The organism is Mesorhizobium sp. L-8-3, from assembly GCF_016756615.1.
Lineage (GTDB): Bacteria > Pseudomonadota > Alphaproteobacteria > Rhizobiales > Rhizobiaceae.
Window position 1 is genome coordinate 3,690,571 of record NZ_AP023262.1, and the last position, 13,146, is coordinate 3,703,716.

A 13,146-nucleotide genomic window follows, 5' to 3' on the forward strand; every position below is an offset into this window, starting at 1 on the left:
TCAGGGCCGCCCTTGGCGCGAAGCCTCAGGCACCACATCTGAGGCTTGCGAACCCTCATGCGTTCGACCCTTTGGCGCAGGCGAAAGCGGGGACTGGCGGCAAGGCGCAGAGACCGGCGCCGGTAAGAAGTCCTATGATCGGTCTCCGCTCGGGACATAAATGACGTTTCGAAAGTTGGAAGAGCGAGAAAATGTTTCGCTGGTTTGAGAAGAGGCTGGACCCGTTCCCGTCCGAGGAACCGGTCGAGCCGCCCAGGACGCTGGTGGCCTTCTGCCTGCACTATACCAGGGGCGCGTGGCCGTTCATCGCCATATCGGCGACGCTGACGGCGGTGGTGGCCTTTGCCGAGGTCTGGATGTTCGGCTTCCTCGGCTCCATCGTCGACTGGCTGTCGGTACAGAACCGCGAGACCTTTTTGCAGACCGAAGGCTGGAAGCTGGCCGGCATGGCCTTTGTCGTGCTCGTGCTGCTGCCCACCACGGTGTTCGTCAATTCGATGGTCAACCAGCAGACGCTCATGGGCAACTATCCCATGCGCATCCGCTGGCAGGTGCACCGCTACCTGCTCAGGCAGTCGATGAGCTTCTATCAGGACGAGTTCGCGGGGCGCATCGCCACCAAGCTGATGCAGACCGCGCTCGCCGTGCGCGAATGCGTCATCAAGCTGATCGACGTCCTGAACTATGTGGTGGTCTATTTCCTCGGCATGCTGCTCATCGTCGGCTCGTCAGACTGGCGGCTGGCGATGCCTCTCGCCGTCTGGCTGGCGGGTTATGTGCTGCTCATGCGCCACTTCATCCCGAAGCTGGGCAAGGTCTCCGAAGAACAGGCCGACGCCAGGTCCGTGATGACGGGCCGGGTGGTCGACAGCTACACCAACATCCAGACCGTGAAGCTGTTCTCCCATGCGCGCCGCGAGGCCTCCTATGCCAGGGAGGGCATGGGCATCTTCATGGATACGGTCTACCGTACCATGCGGCTGGTCACCGGGCTCTACGGCACGCTCTATCTGCTGAACTCGCTGCTCCTGACCTCGGTCGCGGGCCTGTCGATCTGGCTATGGCTCAATGAGGCCGTCACGATCGGCGCGGTCGCGGTGGTCATCGGCCTGGTGCTCCGGCTCTGGGGCATGTCGCAATGGATCATGTGGGAGATATCGGGACTGTTCGAGAATATCGGCACGGTTCAGGACGGGATCGGCTCGATCTCGCTGCCGCGCCTCGTCGAGGACAAGCCCGGCGCCCGCGAGATCAAAGTGAAGAAGGGGCAGATCGAGTTCGACCGCATCCGCTTCCACTACGGCAAGGGCAAGGGCGTCATCGAGGAACTGTCGCTGACCGTGCGGCCGGGCGAGAAGGTCGGCCTGGTCGGCCGCTCGGGCGCCGGCAAGTCGACGCTCGTCAACCTGTTGCTGCGCTTCTACGACCTCGAAGGCGGGCGCATCCTGATCGACGGCCAGGAGATCGCCGGCGTCACCCAGGATTCGTTGCGCGCCGAGATCGGCATGGTCACGCAGGACACCTCGCTGCTCCACCGCTCGGTGCGTGACAACATCCTCTACGGACGCCCCGACGCCACGGAGACGATGATGGTCGAGGCGGCGCGGCGGGCCGAGGCGATCGGCTTCATCGGCGGGCTCGTCGATGCGAAGGGCCGCAAGGGCTTCGAGGCCCATGTCGGCGAGCGCGGCGTGAAGCTGTCCGGCGGCCAGCGCCAGCGCATCGCGATCGCCCGCGTGATGCTGAAGGATGCACCGATCCTCATCCTCGACGAGGCGACGTCGGCGCTCGACTCCGAGGTCGAGGCCGCAATCCAGGAGAACCTCTATCGGCTCATGGAGGGCAAGACGGTGATCGCGATCGCGCATCGGCTGTCGACCATCGCGGCGATGGACCGTCTGGTGGTCATGGACAATGGCCGGATCGTCGAGGAGGGGACGCATGATGCGCTCGTCGCCAAAGGCGGGCTCTATGCACAGCTCTGGCAGCGCCAGTCCGGCGGCTTCCTCATCCAGGATGAGCCGCATGCCGGGGCCGCCGCCATGCGCGGCGGCGACGTCGCCGCGGCCATGGAGGGACAGGCAGCGGAATGAACGGGCTTTCGCCGCGACCGTCCCTATATTTGTCGTCGGGCCGGATGCGGCCGGCCCGACTACCGCATCGGTGAGACGGCAAGGCGAATGACCGAACCCAATTTTCCGGACAGCCTTTGGCGGCGCTTCGAAGGGGCGATCGATCCCTTTCAGGACACCGATCGCGACGTGCTGCCCGCCACGGCCTGGCGATTCATCCTCTATTTCGCCAATCAGGCGAGGGGACCCTTCGTCCTGCTGCTGATCGTCGGCGGCCTGGCCGGCGCGGTCGATGCCGCCATGTACTGGTCGGTCGGATGGCTGATCGATCTTATGGATTCCTCCAGCCCGGAGCGCCTCTTCGCAGATCACTGGCCCCAACTCCTGGGCCTGCTCCTGCTCGTCCTGGTCGTGCGCACCCTTGTCCTGGTCGCCTCCGCGCTGGTCGAACAGCAGGTGATCGTGCCGGGCTTCTATTCGATGGTGCGCTGGCAGTCGTTCCGCCGCGTCATCGAGCAGCCTTACGCCTTCTACCAGAACGACTTTGCCGGCCGCATCGCCACCAAGATCATGCAGGGCGGCGAGGCCGTCGGCGATTTCATCGTCAACGTGCTGCAGACCATGTGGTCGTTCCTGACCTTCGTGGTCCTGGCCATCACCATCCTCGTCTCGCTCGATCCGCTGATGGGGCTGGTCGTCGGCCTGTGGTTCCTCGGCTATGTGGCGATCGTGCGGTTCCTGTTGCCGACCATGCGGCGCGCCGGGCGCGAGACGGCCGACCAGCGCTCCGTCTTCAACGGGCGCTTGGTGGACGCCTTCACCAACATCGTTGCCGTGAAGCTGTTCGACAGCGGGAGGCGTGAGCACGCCTACATCCGCGATGCGATGGAGAGCTTCATCGCCGCCGTCTTCCGGCTCACCCGCGCCGTCACCACGGTGCGCTCCGCCGTGGCGGCGCTCAACGGCACCATGGTGAGTTCGATCGGCGCCATCGCTGTCTGGAGCTGGACGCAGGGCAACATCTCGACCGGGGCGATCGCGGCCGCGCTCGCATTGGTCTTCCGGCTCAACCAGATGTCCGGCTGGATGATGTTCAACGTCAACGGCCTGATCCGCAACTACGGCACGATCCAGGACGCGACGGGCACGATATCCGTCCGCCCCGCCATTCGCGACGCGGCGGACGCCGTCGCGCTCCCGAGAGCCAAGGGCGACATCCGCTTCGAGAACGTCTCGTTCAACTACGAAAAGGGCGGCGGGATCATCGAGAACCTCAACCTCCATGTCAGGCCGGGCGAGCGCGTCGCATTGGTCGGCCCTTCCGGCGCCGGCAAGACCACCATCGTCAATCTCGCGCTGCGCCTGTTCGACGTCGAGAAGGGCCGCATCCTGATCGACGGGCATGATGTGCGTTCCGTCACCCAGGCGTCGCTGCGCGCCCAGTTCGGCGTTGTCAGCCAGGATGCGATGCTGATGCACCGTTCGATCCGCGACAATATCGGCTACGGCAAGGCCGGCGCCCGGGAAGGCGACATCGTCGAAGCTGCCCGGCGTGCCGCCGCGCACGACTTCATCGTCGACGTTCAGGATCCCAAGGGCCGCAAGGGCTATGACGCCCAGGTCGGCGAACGCGGCGTGAAGCTCTCGGGCGGCCAGCGCCAGCGCATCGCGATCGCACGCATGATGCTGAAGGACGCGCCGATCCTCATTCTCGACGAAGCGACATCCGCCCTGGATTCGGAGGTGGAGGCAGCCATCCAGGACAATCTCTACCGGCTGATGGAAGGCAAGACCGTGATCGCGATCGCTCATCGGCTGTCGACCATCGCTGCGCTCGACCGGGTGGTCGTGATCGACGAAGGCCGCATCGTCGAGGAGGGCATCCACGAGGAACTGCTGGCCAAGGGCGGGCTCTATGCCCAGCTCTGGAAGCGTCAGTCCGGCGGCTTCCTGGCCGAGAGCCTGGCCGCGGAGTAGGGGCGATGTCGCTGCGACCGCCAGGCGCCCATTCGGGTTCGGCAGGCCTCCAGAGCGGGCTCGACGTCCTCCATCACGAAATCGCCGGCGAGATGGCCTCGGCGCTCGGGCGGGCCGGCCGGCGTGTCGAGGAGACGCTCGCGAGGCTGCGCGTCCTCGCGGCCGACGACCAGGCTCGTCCGGGGCTGCTGCGCGATGCCGCCGAAGCGGTGCACGCCTATTTCATCCAGCGCGAGCTCTGCGGCCTTCGGCGCCACGACGCCGTGATTCGCGAATACGACATACCCAGGGCAGTGCTGGCGAGGCTCGGGGCGAAATAGGGCTCGGGCGGGCCGTCCTGGCCGTCGCAGCGACGGGCCGCGCAGTGGTCGCCGGCCGCCTCCCGCTCCCCCGGGACGGGCCGATTCCGGGCTTGATCCACAGGGCCGCGACAATCTGCCCTGAGGCCTACTGCCGTCTGGACAAGCGCATTCTTCACGCATAAACCAGCCGCAAATGCCGGAGGTCTGTCGCTAGCCCGTCGCCATGCGATTTCGGGTGCGCGCCAGGAAGAGCGGGGATCGGTTCAGCCGCCGGCGCAGATAAGGGAAAAGGATCAGAGTCCCGTGAGCGCACACGATACGACGGAGCCAAACCGCCGCGATTTTCTCTATATTGCGACCGGCATGGCCGGTGCGGTCGGCGCTGGCGCCGTCGCATGGCCGTTCATCGACCAGATGCGCCCCGACGCTTCGACGCTCGCGCTCGCCTCTGTCGAGGTGGACGTCTCCGCGCTTCAGCCGGGCATGTCGCTGACCGCCAAATGGCGCGGCAGGCCGGTGTTCATCCGCAACCGCACGCCGGAAGAGATCGAGGCGGCCAAGGCCGTGCCGATGGCCGAGCTGAAGGATCCGGTGGCACGCAACGCCAACATCCCGGCGGGCGCCGAGGCGACCGACATCGATCGGTCGGCAGGCGAGGGCAGGGAGAACTGGATCGTCATGGTCGGCGTCTGCACGCATCTCGGTTGCGTGCCTCTCGGCCAGTCCGGCGATTTCGGCGGCTGGTTCTGCCCGTGCCACGGCTCCCACTACGACACGGCGGGGCGTATCCGCAAAGGCCCTGCGCCCGAGAACTTGGCCGTGCCCGTTTTCCAATTCATTTCCGACACCAAGATCCGGATCGGCTAAGGGGGAATTTCCATGGCTGGTGGACACTCGACCTACAAGCCGACAAGCGGCATCGGCCGCTGGGTCGACGAACGCATGCCGCTGCCGCGGCTGATGTATGATTCCTTCGTCGCCTACCCGGTGCCGCGTAACCTGAATTACGCCTATACCTTCGGCGGCATCCTTTCGATCATGCTGGTGGCGCAGATCCTCACCGGTGTCGTGCTGGCCATGCACTATGCCGCAAACACGGGCCTCGCCTTCCAGTCGGTCGAGAAGATCATGCGCGACGTGAATTCGGGCTGGCTTCTGCGCTACCTGCATTCCAACGGCGCGTCCTTCTTCTTCATTGCCGTCTACATCCACATCTTCCGCGGGCTCTATTACGGTTCCTACAAGGCGCCGCGCGAGCTGCTGTGGATCCTGGGCTGCATCATCTACCTGCTGATGATGGCGACCGGCTTCATGGGCTATGTGCTTCCCTGGGGCCAGATGAGCTTCTGGGGTGCAACCGTCATCACCGGGTTCTTCACCGCGATCCCGCTGGTCGGCGACTGGATCCAGCAACTGCTGCTTGGCGGCTTCGCGGTCGATAATCCGACGCTCAACCGCTTCTTTGCGCTGCACTATCTGCTGCCCTTCATGATCGCCGGCGTCGTCGTCCTGCACGTCTGGGCGCTGCACGTCACCGGTCAGACCAACCCGACCGGCATCGAGGTCAAGGCAAAGACCGACACGGTTCCGTTCACGCCGCATGCCACCGCCAAGGACGCCTTTGCGATGGTCGTGTTCCTCGCCGTGTTCGCCTACTTCGTCTTCTATATGCCGAACTATCTCGGCCACCCCGACAACTACATCGTTGCCGACCCGCTGAAGACGCCGGCCCATATCGTCCCCGAATGGTACTACCTGCCGTTCTACGCGATCCTGCGCGCCATCACCTTCAACATCGGCCCGATCGATTCCAAGCTGGGCGGCGTGCTGGCCATGTTCGGCTCCATCGCGGTGCTGTTCGTCGTGCCCTGGCTCGACACATCGAAGGTCCGCTCTGCGGTCTACCGCCCCTGGTACAAGCTGTTCTTCTGGCTGTTCGCCGCCAACGCCATCTTCCTCGGCTGGCTCGGCTCGCGTCCGGCGGAAGGCGCCTATGTGATCATGGCCCAGGCTTCGACCCTCTACTATTTCGCCTTCTTCCTGGTGATCATGCCGGTCCTCGGCCTGATCGAAACCCCGCGCAGGCTGCCCAACTCGATCACCGAAGCGGTGCTTGCCAAGAAGGGGAACGGCGCAACGGCGCTTCCGAGCGGCGTGGCCGCCTCGCCGGAAACCAAAGGCTGATCTGCCGAGAATCTTTGAGAGGATAGTTTTCATGAAGAAGATTCTCAGCGGATTGGCGGTGCTGGGCGTTGTGCTTGCGGGCGCTGCTGGTGTCTGGGCGGCCGAAGAGGAGGCCGGCCACAGCGCGGCCGAGCCGACGCACTTCCCGATCCACAAGCCGGTGGAGCAGAGCTGGTCCTTCGCGGGTCCGTTCGGCACCTATGACAGGGGCCAGTTGCAGCGCGGGCTGAAGATTTACAAGGAAGTCTGCTCCGCCTGTCATTCGATGGATCTCGTCGCCTTCCGCACGCTGGAGGGGCTCGGCTACTCGCCCGCCCAGGTTAGCGCCTTCGCGGCCGAGTACACCGTGCAGGACGGGCCGAATGCCGACGGCGAGATGTTCGAACGCCCGGCTATCCCGTCGGATCACTTCCCGTCGCCATTCCCGAATCCGGTCGCTGCGGCGGTCGCCAACAACGGCGCCGCCCCGCCCGACTTCTCCCTGATCGCCAAGGCGCGCGGTGTCGAACGCGGCTTCCCGACCTTCGTCTTCGACATCTTCACGCAGTATGCCGAAAACGGTCCCGACTATATCCATGCGCTGCTGACCGGCTATGACGAGCAGCCGCCGGCCGGCATGGAAATTGCCGAGGGCACGCACTACAACCCGTATTTCATCGCCGGCAAGTCGCTGGCCATGGCCAAGCCGCTCTCGGACGGCCAGGTGACCTACGAGGACGGTACGCCCGAGACGGTCGACCAGTATGCGCGCGACGTCTCGGCCTTCCTGATGTGGGCCGCCGAGCCGCATCTCGAGGAGCGCAAGAAGACCGGCTTCCGCGTCATCATCTTCCTTGCCCTGTTCGGCGTGCTGGTTTACCTGACCAAGCGCAAGGTGTGGGCTACCACACCGCATTGAGTTGGATCGCAGCGACTTTCCAAAGGGCGCCGGCGGCGCCCTTTTCATTCGACTGCGAAACCGGCATGTATGTGCGGCAACGGGACCGTCCTGACATGAAATCTTCCCTCGAAGACACGCTGCTCACGTCGATCCGCACGATCCCGGACTATCCGAAGCCGGGAATCCTGTTCCGCGACATAACCACGCTGCTCGGCGATGCGCGTGCTTTCCGCCGTGCAGTGGACGAACTCGTTCATCCATGGGCGGGCTCCAAGATCGACAAGATCGCAGGCATCGAGGCGCGCGGCTTCATCCTCGGAGGCGCGATCGCGCACCAGCTTTCGGCCGGCTTCATCCCGATCCGCAAGAAGGGCAAGCTGCCGCACGAGACCGTGCGCGTCGCCTACAGCCTGGAATACGGGCTGGACGAGATGGAGATGCACAAGGATGCAGTGAAGCCGGGCGAACGGGTGATCCTGGTCGACGACCTGATCGCGACCGGCGGCACGGCCGAAGGGGCGGCGAAGCTGCTGCGGCATATGGGTGCGGAGATCGTCAGCGCCTGTTTCGTCATCGACCTGCCCGATCTCGGCGGCCGTGCCAGGCTCGAGGCGCTCGGCGTTCCCGTCCGCACCCTTGTCGCGTTCGAAGGGCATTGATCACTTCATGACCGTCTCGGCGCGCCTCCGCAGGAAGGCGCGCATGGCTGCGTCGTCGCAAAGGCCGATCGCACGTTGATAGGCCTCGCCGGCCATCGTGGTGTGGCCAAGCCGGGCGTGAAGATGCGCAGCCAGCGCCCAATAGGGCTGGTAGCTCCTGGTCGCCTGGATATCGATCTGTTCGAGCAAGGCGAGGCCAGCCGGAGCGCCACGCGCCTCGGCGATGGCCGCGGCGCGGCCGACCTGCGCGCCGAGGGTCGGCGCGAGCAGCACCAGTCCCTCATAGAGCAGCGCCACGGCTTCCCAGTCGGTGCTGCCGGTAACGGCACGCCGGGCATGCGCCGACTGGATCGCCGCTTCGAGCTGGAAGCGACCGATGCGCCCGGCCTCGGCAGCGTAAGCGAGTTCGTGCTCGGCTTCCTCGCAGAGCGCAGGGGACCACAGACTGCAATCCTGTTCGGAGAGCGGCACGAAGGCTCCGTCGGTCCCGCGCCGCGCGGCGCGCCGGGCCTCGCAATGGAGCATCAGCGCGAGCAGGCCGCGTGCTTCCGGCTCGTCCGGCAACAGGCTGACGACCAGCCGTCCGAGATGCAGCGCCTCCTCGGGCAGGCCGCTGCGGCGCGGATCGTCGCCCGCGACGTCGTCCCAGCCGCTGCCATAGGCCGCGTAGATCGCCTCCAGCACGGCGTCGAGGCGCGGCGCGAGCTCGTCCGGGGCCGGAACCTCGAAGGGGATGCCCGCGCCGCGGATCCGGTTCTTGGCCCGGCTCAGACGGCGCGCCATCGCCGCCGGGCTCACGCAGAAGGCGGAGGCGATCCGCGTGGCGTCGAGCCGCAGGATCGTCTGCAGCATCAGGGGCGTGCGCAATGCCGCATCGATCTCGGGATGCGCCGAGATGAAGAGCAGCTTCAGCCGCTCGTCGCCCAGACCATCCGGCCCGGCGCTGCGTTCGCTCGCTTCTTCCGCCGCGGCGATCAATGCCGGCACTGACTGCCGGTGGACTTGACGGCGGCGCGCAGCGTCGATCAGCCGTCGCCGTGCCGCCACCAGCAGCCAGGCCTCGGGTTTGTCGGGCACGCCGGAGCGCGGCCAGGTCGACAGGGCCGCGCCGAAGGCGTCGGACAGAGCGTCCTCGGCCGCGGCGATGTCGCGCGAACGTGCGGCGAGGAAGGCGAGCAGGCGGCCATAGGATTCACGTGCCGCCCGCTCGACCCTTGCCAGGGCTTCATCGACCACGAGGCGGCCCTTAGCCGGCCGCTATCTCCGCCATCCGATCGTGGTCCGTCTGCGGGAGATTGGGGCGGACTTCGACGCCGCCCTCCGGTCCGGCCGGATAGCGCGCGGCCCATTTCAGCGCCGTGTCGATGTCGGGCACGTCGATGATGAAGAAGCCGCCGAGCTGTTCCTTGGTGTCGGCGAACGGGCCGTCCTGGACACGGTGGGCGCCTTCCCTGGGGCGCAGGCTGGTCGCGGTGGCAGGTGGCTGCAGGCCGGCGCCGGCGACAACGATCCCGGCGTCCTGCAGCGCCTTCATATAAGGCACGAAGCTCGCCCAGAATGCCTCGCGTTTCTTGGGGTCCGCCCGCGCGGCAAATTCGTCGGCACTCTGATAGAAGAGAAGCGTGTAATGCATCGTCCTGTCCTTTCGGTAACGAGCGCGTCGTCGTCGCTCGGCCCAATGACGGGGATGCGGGCCGCAATCGGACACCGGCCTCGATTTTTTTGCTTCGCCGCCTGCCGATATCAGGCAGGCGCATCGTATCTCGTAAGGTCAGCCCGTCTTCACAAGTATCGCGCTCGTGAACTCGATCACCTTGTCGCCGCGCGTATCGAAAGCTTCGCACAAAATGGTGAGCATGCGCCAGCCGGGGCGTGAAGCGATCGGCCGGTGGTCGATACCGGTGCGGGTGAAGGTGATCGTCTCGCCGGCAAAGACCGGCTTCAGCCATTTCAGCTCGCGGAAGCCGGGCGATGGGCCGAATTCCGGCCGCGGCCCCGGACCGGTCCAGGCGACCGGCACGGTATCCTGGCGCAGCTTCAGATTATACTTCATCCAGGTTGCGGCCGTGTGCCAGCCCGACGCGCAGAGCGCACCGAACACGCTTCTCCTGGCGGCTTCCTCGTCGACGTGGAAGGGTTGCGGATCATATTTGCGGGCGAAGGCCTTGATCTCCTCGGCCTGGAATGTGTGGGAGCCGAGCGTCGTGGTGACGCCGATGCCGAAGAACTCGTCGAGCGCGCTCATCGGACCGTCTCCCGTGCCAGGAACATTCCGGTGTTCTGCAATTCCATGACCACATCGCCGCGCTGGTTGATGAGCGCGCTCTGCACGGTCACAAAGCCGAGGCCGGGTTTCGACTTCGAGCCTCGCTTGGCAATGACCGTGCTGCGGCCGGTCAGCGTGTCTCCGGCCAGGACCGGCTTCTTCCAGCGCACATAATCCAGTCCCGGCGAGCCTTGCGACGTCGAGTCGAGCAGGAAGCCGTCGCACATCATGCGCATGAACATGCAGCATGTGTGCCACCCGGAGGCGGCAAGCCCACCGAGGATGCTGGCCTTGCCCGCTTCTTCATCGAGATGCATCGGCTGCGCATCGAACTCTCTGGCGAATTCGATGATCTCCTCCGCTGTGACCGTCTTCGCGCCGAGCTCTATCGTGCCGCCCTCCTCGAAGTCCTCCAAGGCCCATTTCTTCGCGGTCATGTCAGATCCTGTTCAAACTTGTACGAATACCATGTACAGCCCGCGCCGCCGATGCAAGGCCGCTTTGTCGGCCGAGAGCGAGCATGCTACAGCCAGCCGCGCCGGCGGAAATACCAGAAGGGCAGCACGGCCGAGACCACCATCAGGCCGAGGGCCAGCGGATAGCCGATGTTCCATTTCAGCTCGGGCATGGCGTCAAAGTTCATGCCGTAGATCGAGGCGACCAGGGTCGGCGGCAGGAAGACGACGGCGGCCACGGACACGATCTTGATGATGGCGTTCTGCTCGATATTGATCATCCCGAGCGTGGCATCGAGCAGAAAGGTGATCTTCTGCGACAGGAAGGAGGAGTGGTCGGCGAGCGAGGCGACGTCGCGCGACAACGTCTTGACGCGGGCGCGGACATCCTTGCTGCTCTTGCTCTGGCCGGTGGCGTGGGCCATGAAGCTCGACAGGCGTTGCAGCGTGGTCAGGCTGTCGCGCATGTTGGAGGTGAGCGATTCCTTGCGCCCGAGTTGTTTCAGCAGGAGCTGGAAGCTGCGATCGCGCTTCGAGGCCTTGGTCTCGGTCGGATTGAAGATATCCTTCGACAACGCTTCGACGTCGCGCGAGGCGCGCTCGAGCACGTCGGCCAGCCGATCCACGATCGCCTCCAGGAGCCCGATCAGGATGGTCTCGGCATTGGTGCAGCCGATCGAGGCCTTTTCGGCCCGCACCGGGAAGGTCTGGAAGGCACGGGGCTCATGATAGCGGATGGTCACCAGCCGGTTGCCTGCCAGCACGAAGGTGACGGGCGAGATGATGGGCTCGTCGCCTTCGGTGGAGGCGGGCAGGGTCGCGGTCATGAAGTAAACGCCGTCCTCGACGTAGAGACGGCTGGATATCTCGATCTCCTCCATCTCTTCGCGGGTCGGGATCTCGACGCCGATCCAGGCTTCGATGTCAGCTTCTTCTTCCTTGGTGGGGCTCACGAGATCGACCCAGACCACGGGGCTGCCGCCCGAGGAAAGGCCGTCGACCAGCCGCAGGCGATCCTGATCTATGACGAATGCCTTGATCATTGAGCGGTCTCCCTTGCCTTCGACAAGAGGCGCGTCATAGGCGACGCCTGTTTCAGGATTGTGTCCGGCAAAGAAGTTCCGGCGGCCTGGAAGCTGCCGCTTAGACCCGGCCGCCGGAGGCGTCAAGCCTGCGGTTTCGGGCCCCCTTTGCGTCAGCAAATGTCAGGGATCTTTCACAAATGCGTGCGGTGGTCGCGCGGACACTTGTGTTTGGAAGGGCTCCACCCCATTTGCGCGTGGCGACGATCGATGGGGGGCGAATCGTAGCCGATTAAATGCCTTTGCCGGAGAATACGCATGTTTGAGCAAAATGTTGGACTGAGCGACCGGGCTATGCGGGCAGCCGCGGGCGCTGTTCTGTTGGCCATGATCTTCCTCGCACCCGAAGCGCCGTTGCGCTGGTTCGGGTTGATCGGTGTCGTCCCGCTGTTGACGGGCCTGTTCGGGGTGTGCCCGTTCTACAGGCTGTTCCACAAGACAACGCTGAACAAGCAGTCTTAGTCGCCTGCAGTCCGCAGGCCCTGCCAAGAAGCCGGCGCCGAGCCGGCTTTTTTTGTGCGCTGCTGCCATTCGGCGAACGTAGCAGCCTCACGATTGTGCCCTCTCACTTGGATGAAGAGGTGGTCATTCCTGATCCGGAGCCAGGCGACCTTCCGAAGTCGTCAAGCCCGGCGGGGCGGGGGATCAACCGACCATTGCCCGAGGCTCGCCGAATTCGGCGACGACACGGGGCCGGCCCAGGCGATCGAGGAAGCTGCGACGGCGAACGGCCAGCGATCGGAGACGCTGGTCAGGCCGCAGACATCGTGCCGGCCGCCAGCCTGCGGCCATGGTGCTCCAGCTTGGCCAGCAGTATCTCGACGCGCTGTTGAGACGATACGGCCTCCGCGGAGGCGGCGCGGAGTTCTCGAAGCAGGTCCGTCACCTCGTCGGACGACCGCTCCACCGGGCCGGAGCCTACCCCCGTCAGCAACCAGGAGGGACTGACGCCGAGAAGCCCCGCCATCATGGCAAGGCGGTTTGACCGCGGGTCTGCCCGGTCGCATTCCCACGCCTTCCAGCTTGCGGTCTGGACGCCGAGGCGCCTTGCGGCCTGGGCCATGGTCAGCCGCGCTGCCTCACGGGCGAGCGAGATGCGTCCGCCGAGGGTGTCATCCTGGGCGAAATCGGCGTCGTCTTTGCGGGCCATCATGGTCGGTTCTCCTTGCAACTAAAAATTGATCGTTCGGATTGGTGCGCTTGACATTGCGCATGGCACGCGCCGCCGGCAGGTACGCCGCATGTGATGGCCGATCGGTGGGAGGCCAT

At 65.2% G+C, this 13,146-nt stretch carries 14 protein-coding genes; 8 read left to right on the plus strand and 6 right to left on the minus strand.

Annotation, left to right across the window (positions count from 1 at the left end):
- The first annotated feature begins 191 nt into the window (after positions 1 to 191).
- From JN302_RS17230 to JN302_RS17260, 7 genes are all read left to right on the plus strand, one after another.
- Complete coding sequence (locus tag JN302_RS17230) at positions 192 to 2,093, plus strand: ABC transporter ATP-binding protein (RefSeq protein WP_202333879.1); 1,902 nt, start codon at positions 192 to 194, stop codon at positions 2,091 to 2,093.
- Between the two features lie 87 nt (positions 2,094 to 2,180).
- Positions 2,181 to 4,049, plus strand: a complete 1,869-nt coding sequence (locus tag JN302_RS17235; protein WP_202333880.1) for an ABC transporter ATP-binding protein — start codon at positions 2,181 to 2,183, stop codon at positions 4,047 to 4,049.
- Positions 4,050 to 4,054: 5 nt separating this feature from the next.
- A complete protein-coding gene (locus JN302_RS17240) occupies positions 4,055 to 4,369 on the plus strand; it encodes a DUF6665 family protein (RefSeq protein ID WP_202333881.1) in 315 nt (104 codons plus the stop codon).
- A gap of 285 nt (positions 4,370 to 4,654) precedes the next feature.
- Positions 4,655 to 5,218: a ubiquinol-cytochrome c reductase iron-sulfur subunit gene (petA, locus tag JN302_RS17245; protein WP_202313676.1), complete on the plus strand. Its 564-nt coding sequence runs from the start codon at positions 4,655 to 4,657 to the stop codon at positions 5,216 to 5,218.
- Positions 5,219 to 5,230: 12 nt separating this feature from the next.
- Positions 5,231 to 6,535 carry a cytochrome b gene (locus tag JN302_RS17250; RefSeq protein WP_202313677.1) on the plus strand — a complete coding sequence of 435 codons (1,305 nt, stop codon included), beginning with the start codon at positions 5,231 to 5,233 and terminating at the stop codon, positions 6,533 to 6,535.
- A gap of 31 nt (positions 6,536 to 6,566) precedes the next feature.
- A complete protein-coding gene (locus JN302_RS17255) occupies positions 6,567 to 7,433 on the plus strand; it encodes a cytochrome c1 (RefSeq protein WP_202333882.1) in 867 nt (288 codons plus the stop codon).
- 95 nt (positions 7,434 to 7,528) lie between these two features.
- Complete coding sequence (locus JN302_RS17260) at positions 7,529 to 8,074, plus strand: adenine phosphoribosyltransferase (RefSeq protein WP_202333883.1); 546 nt, start codon at positions 7,529 to 7,531, stop codon at positions 8,072 to 8,074.
- On the opposite strand, the gene JN302_RS17265 is transcribed toward JN302_RS17260, so the two are convergent.
- The 5 genes from JN302_RS17265 to corA form a co-directional block, all read right to left on the minus strand.
- Positions 8,075 to 9,310, minus strand: a complete 1,236-nt coding sequence (locus tag JN302_RS17265; RefSeq protein ID WP_202333884.1) for an RNA polymerase sigma factor — start codon at positions 9,308 to 9,310, stop codon at positions 8,075 to 8,077.
- A 10-nt stretch (positions 9,311 to 9,320) separates the two neighbouring features.
- Positions 9,321 to 9,707, minus strand: a complete 387-nt coding sequence (locus JN302_RS17270; RefSeq protein WP_202333885.1) for a YciI family protein — start codon at positions 9,705 to 9,707, stop codon at positions 9,321 to 9,323.
- A 138-nt stretch (positions 9,708 to 9,845) separates the two neighbouring features.
- Positions 9,846 to 10,319, minus strand: a complete 474-nt coding sequence (locus tag JN302_RS17275; protein ID WP_202313683.1) for a MaoC family dehydratase — start codon at positions 10,317 to 10,319, stop codon at positions 9,846 to 9,848.
- Complete coding sequence (locus JN302_RS17280; RefSeq protein ID WP_202333886.1) at positions 10,316 to 10,777, minus strand: MaoC family dehydratase; 462 nt, start codon at positions 10,775 to 10,777, stop codon at positions 10,316 to 10,318. Before JN302_RS17280 ends, JN302_RS17275 begins: the two co-directional genes overlap by 4 nt.
- Before the next feature lie 86 nt (positions 10,778 to 10,863).
- Entirely contained in the window at positions 10,864 to 11,838 is a 975-nt protein-coding gene (gene corA, locus JN302_RS17285) for a magnesium/cobalt transporter CorA (RefSeq protein WP_202333887.1), read from the minus strand.
- 297 nt (positions 11,839 to 12,135) lie between these two features.
- On the opposite strand from corA, the gene JN302_RS17290 reads away from it, so the two are divergent.
- Entirely contained in the window at positions 12,136 to 12,339 is a 204-nt protein-coding gene (locus JN302_RS17290; RefSeq protein ID WP_202313689.1) for a YgaP family membrane protein, read from the plus strand.
- A gap of 289 nt (positions 12,340 to 12,628) precedes the next feature.
- On the opposite strand, the gene JN302_RS17295 is transcribed toward JN302_RS17290, so the two are convergent.
- On the minus strand, positions 12,629 to 13,030 hold the full coding sequence (locus JN302_RS17295) for a helix-turn-helix domain-containing protein (protein WP_202313691.1): 402 nt from the start codon (positions 13,028 to 13,030) through the stop codon (positions 12,629 to 12,631).
- Between the last annotated feature and the right edge of the window lie 116 nt (positions 13,031 to 13,146).

Coding starts and splice junctions, on each gene's coding strand:
- JN302_RS17230 (WP_202333879.1), top strand. CDS start 192: ATGTTTCGCTGGTTTGAGAAGAGGCTGGACCCGTTCCCGTCCGAGGAA.
- JN302_RS17235 (WP_202333880.1), top strand. CDS start 2,181: ATGACCGAACCCAATTTTCCGGACAGCCTTTGGCGGCGCTTCGAAGGG.
- JN302_RS17240 (WP_202333881.1), top strand. CDS start 4,055: ATGTCGCTGCGACCGCCAGGCGCCCATTCGGGTTCGGCAGGCCTCCAG.
- JN302_RS17250 (WP_202313677.1), top strand. CDS start 5,231: ATGGCTGGTGGACACTCGACCTACAAGCCGACAAGCGGCATCGGCCGC.
- JN302_RS17255 (WP_202333882.1), top strand. CDS start 6,567: ATGAAGAAGATTCTCAGCGGATTGGCGGTGCTGGGCGTTGTGCTTGCG.
- JN302_RS17260 (WP_202333883.1), top strand. CDS start 7,529: ATGAAATCTTCCCTCGAAGACACGCTGCTCACGTCGATCCGCACGATC.
- JN302_RS17270 (WP_202333885.1), bottom strand. CDS start 9,707: ATGCATTACACGCTTCTCTTCTATCAGAGTGCCGACGAATTTGCCGCG.
- JN302_RS17275 (WP_202313683.1), bottom strand. CDS start 10,319: ATGAGCGCGCTCGACGAGTTCTTCGGCATCGGCGTCACCACGACGCTC.
- JN302_RS17280 (WP_202333886.1), bottom strand. CDS start 10,777: ATGACCGCGAAGAAATGGGCCTTGGAGGACTTCGAGGAGGGCGGCACG.
- corA (WP_202333887.1), bottom strand. CDS start 11,838: ATGATCAAGGCATTCGTCATAGATCAGGATCGCCTGCGGCTGGTCGAC.
- JN302_RS17290 (WP_202313689.1), top strand. CDS start 12,136: ATGTTTGAGCAAAATGTTGGACTGAGCGACCGGGCTATGCGGGCAGCC.
- JN302_RS17295 (WP_202313691.1), bottom strand. CDS start 13,030: ATGATGGCCCGCAAAGACGACGCCGATTTCGCCCAGGATGACACCCTC.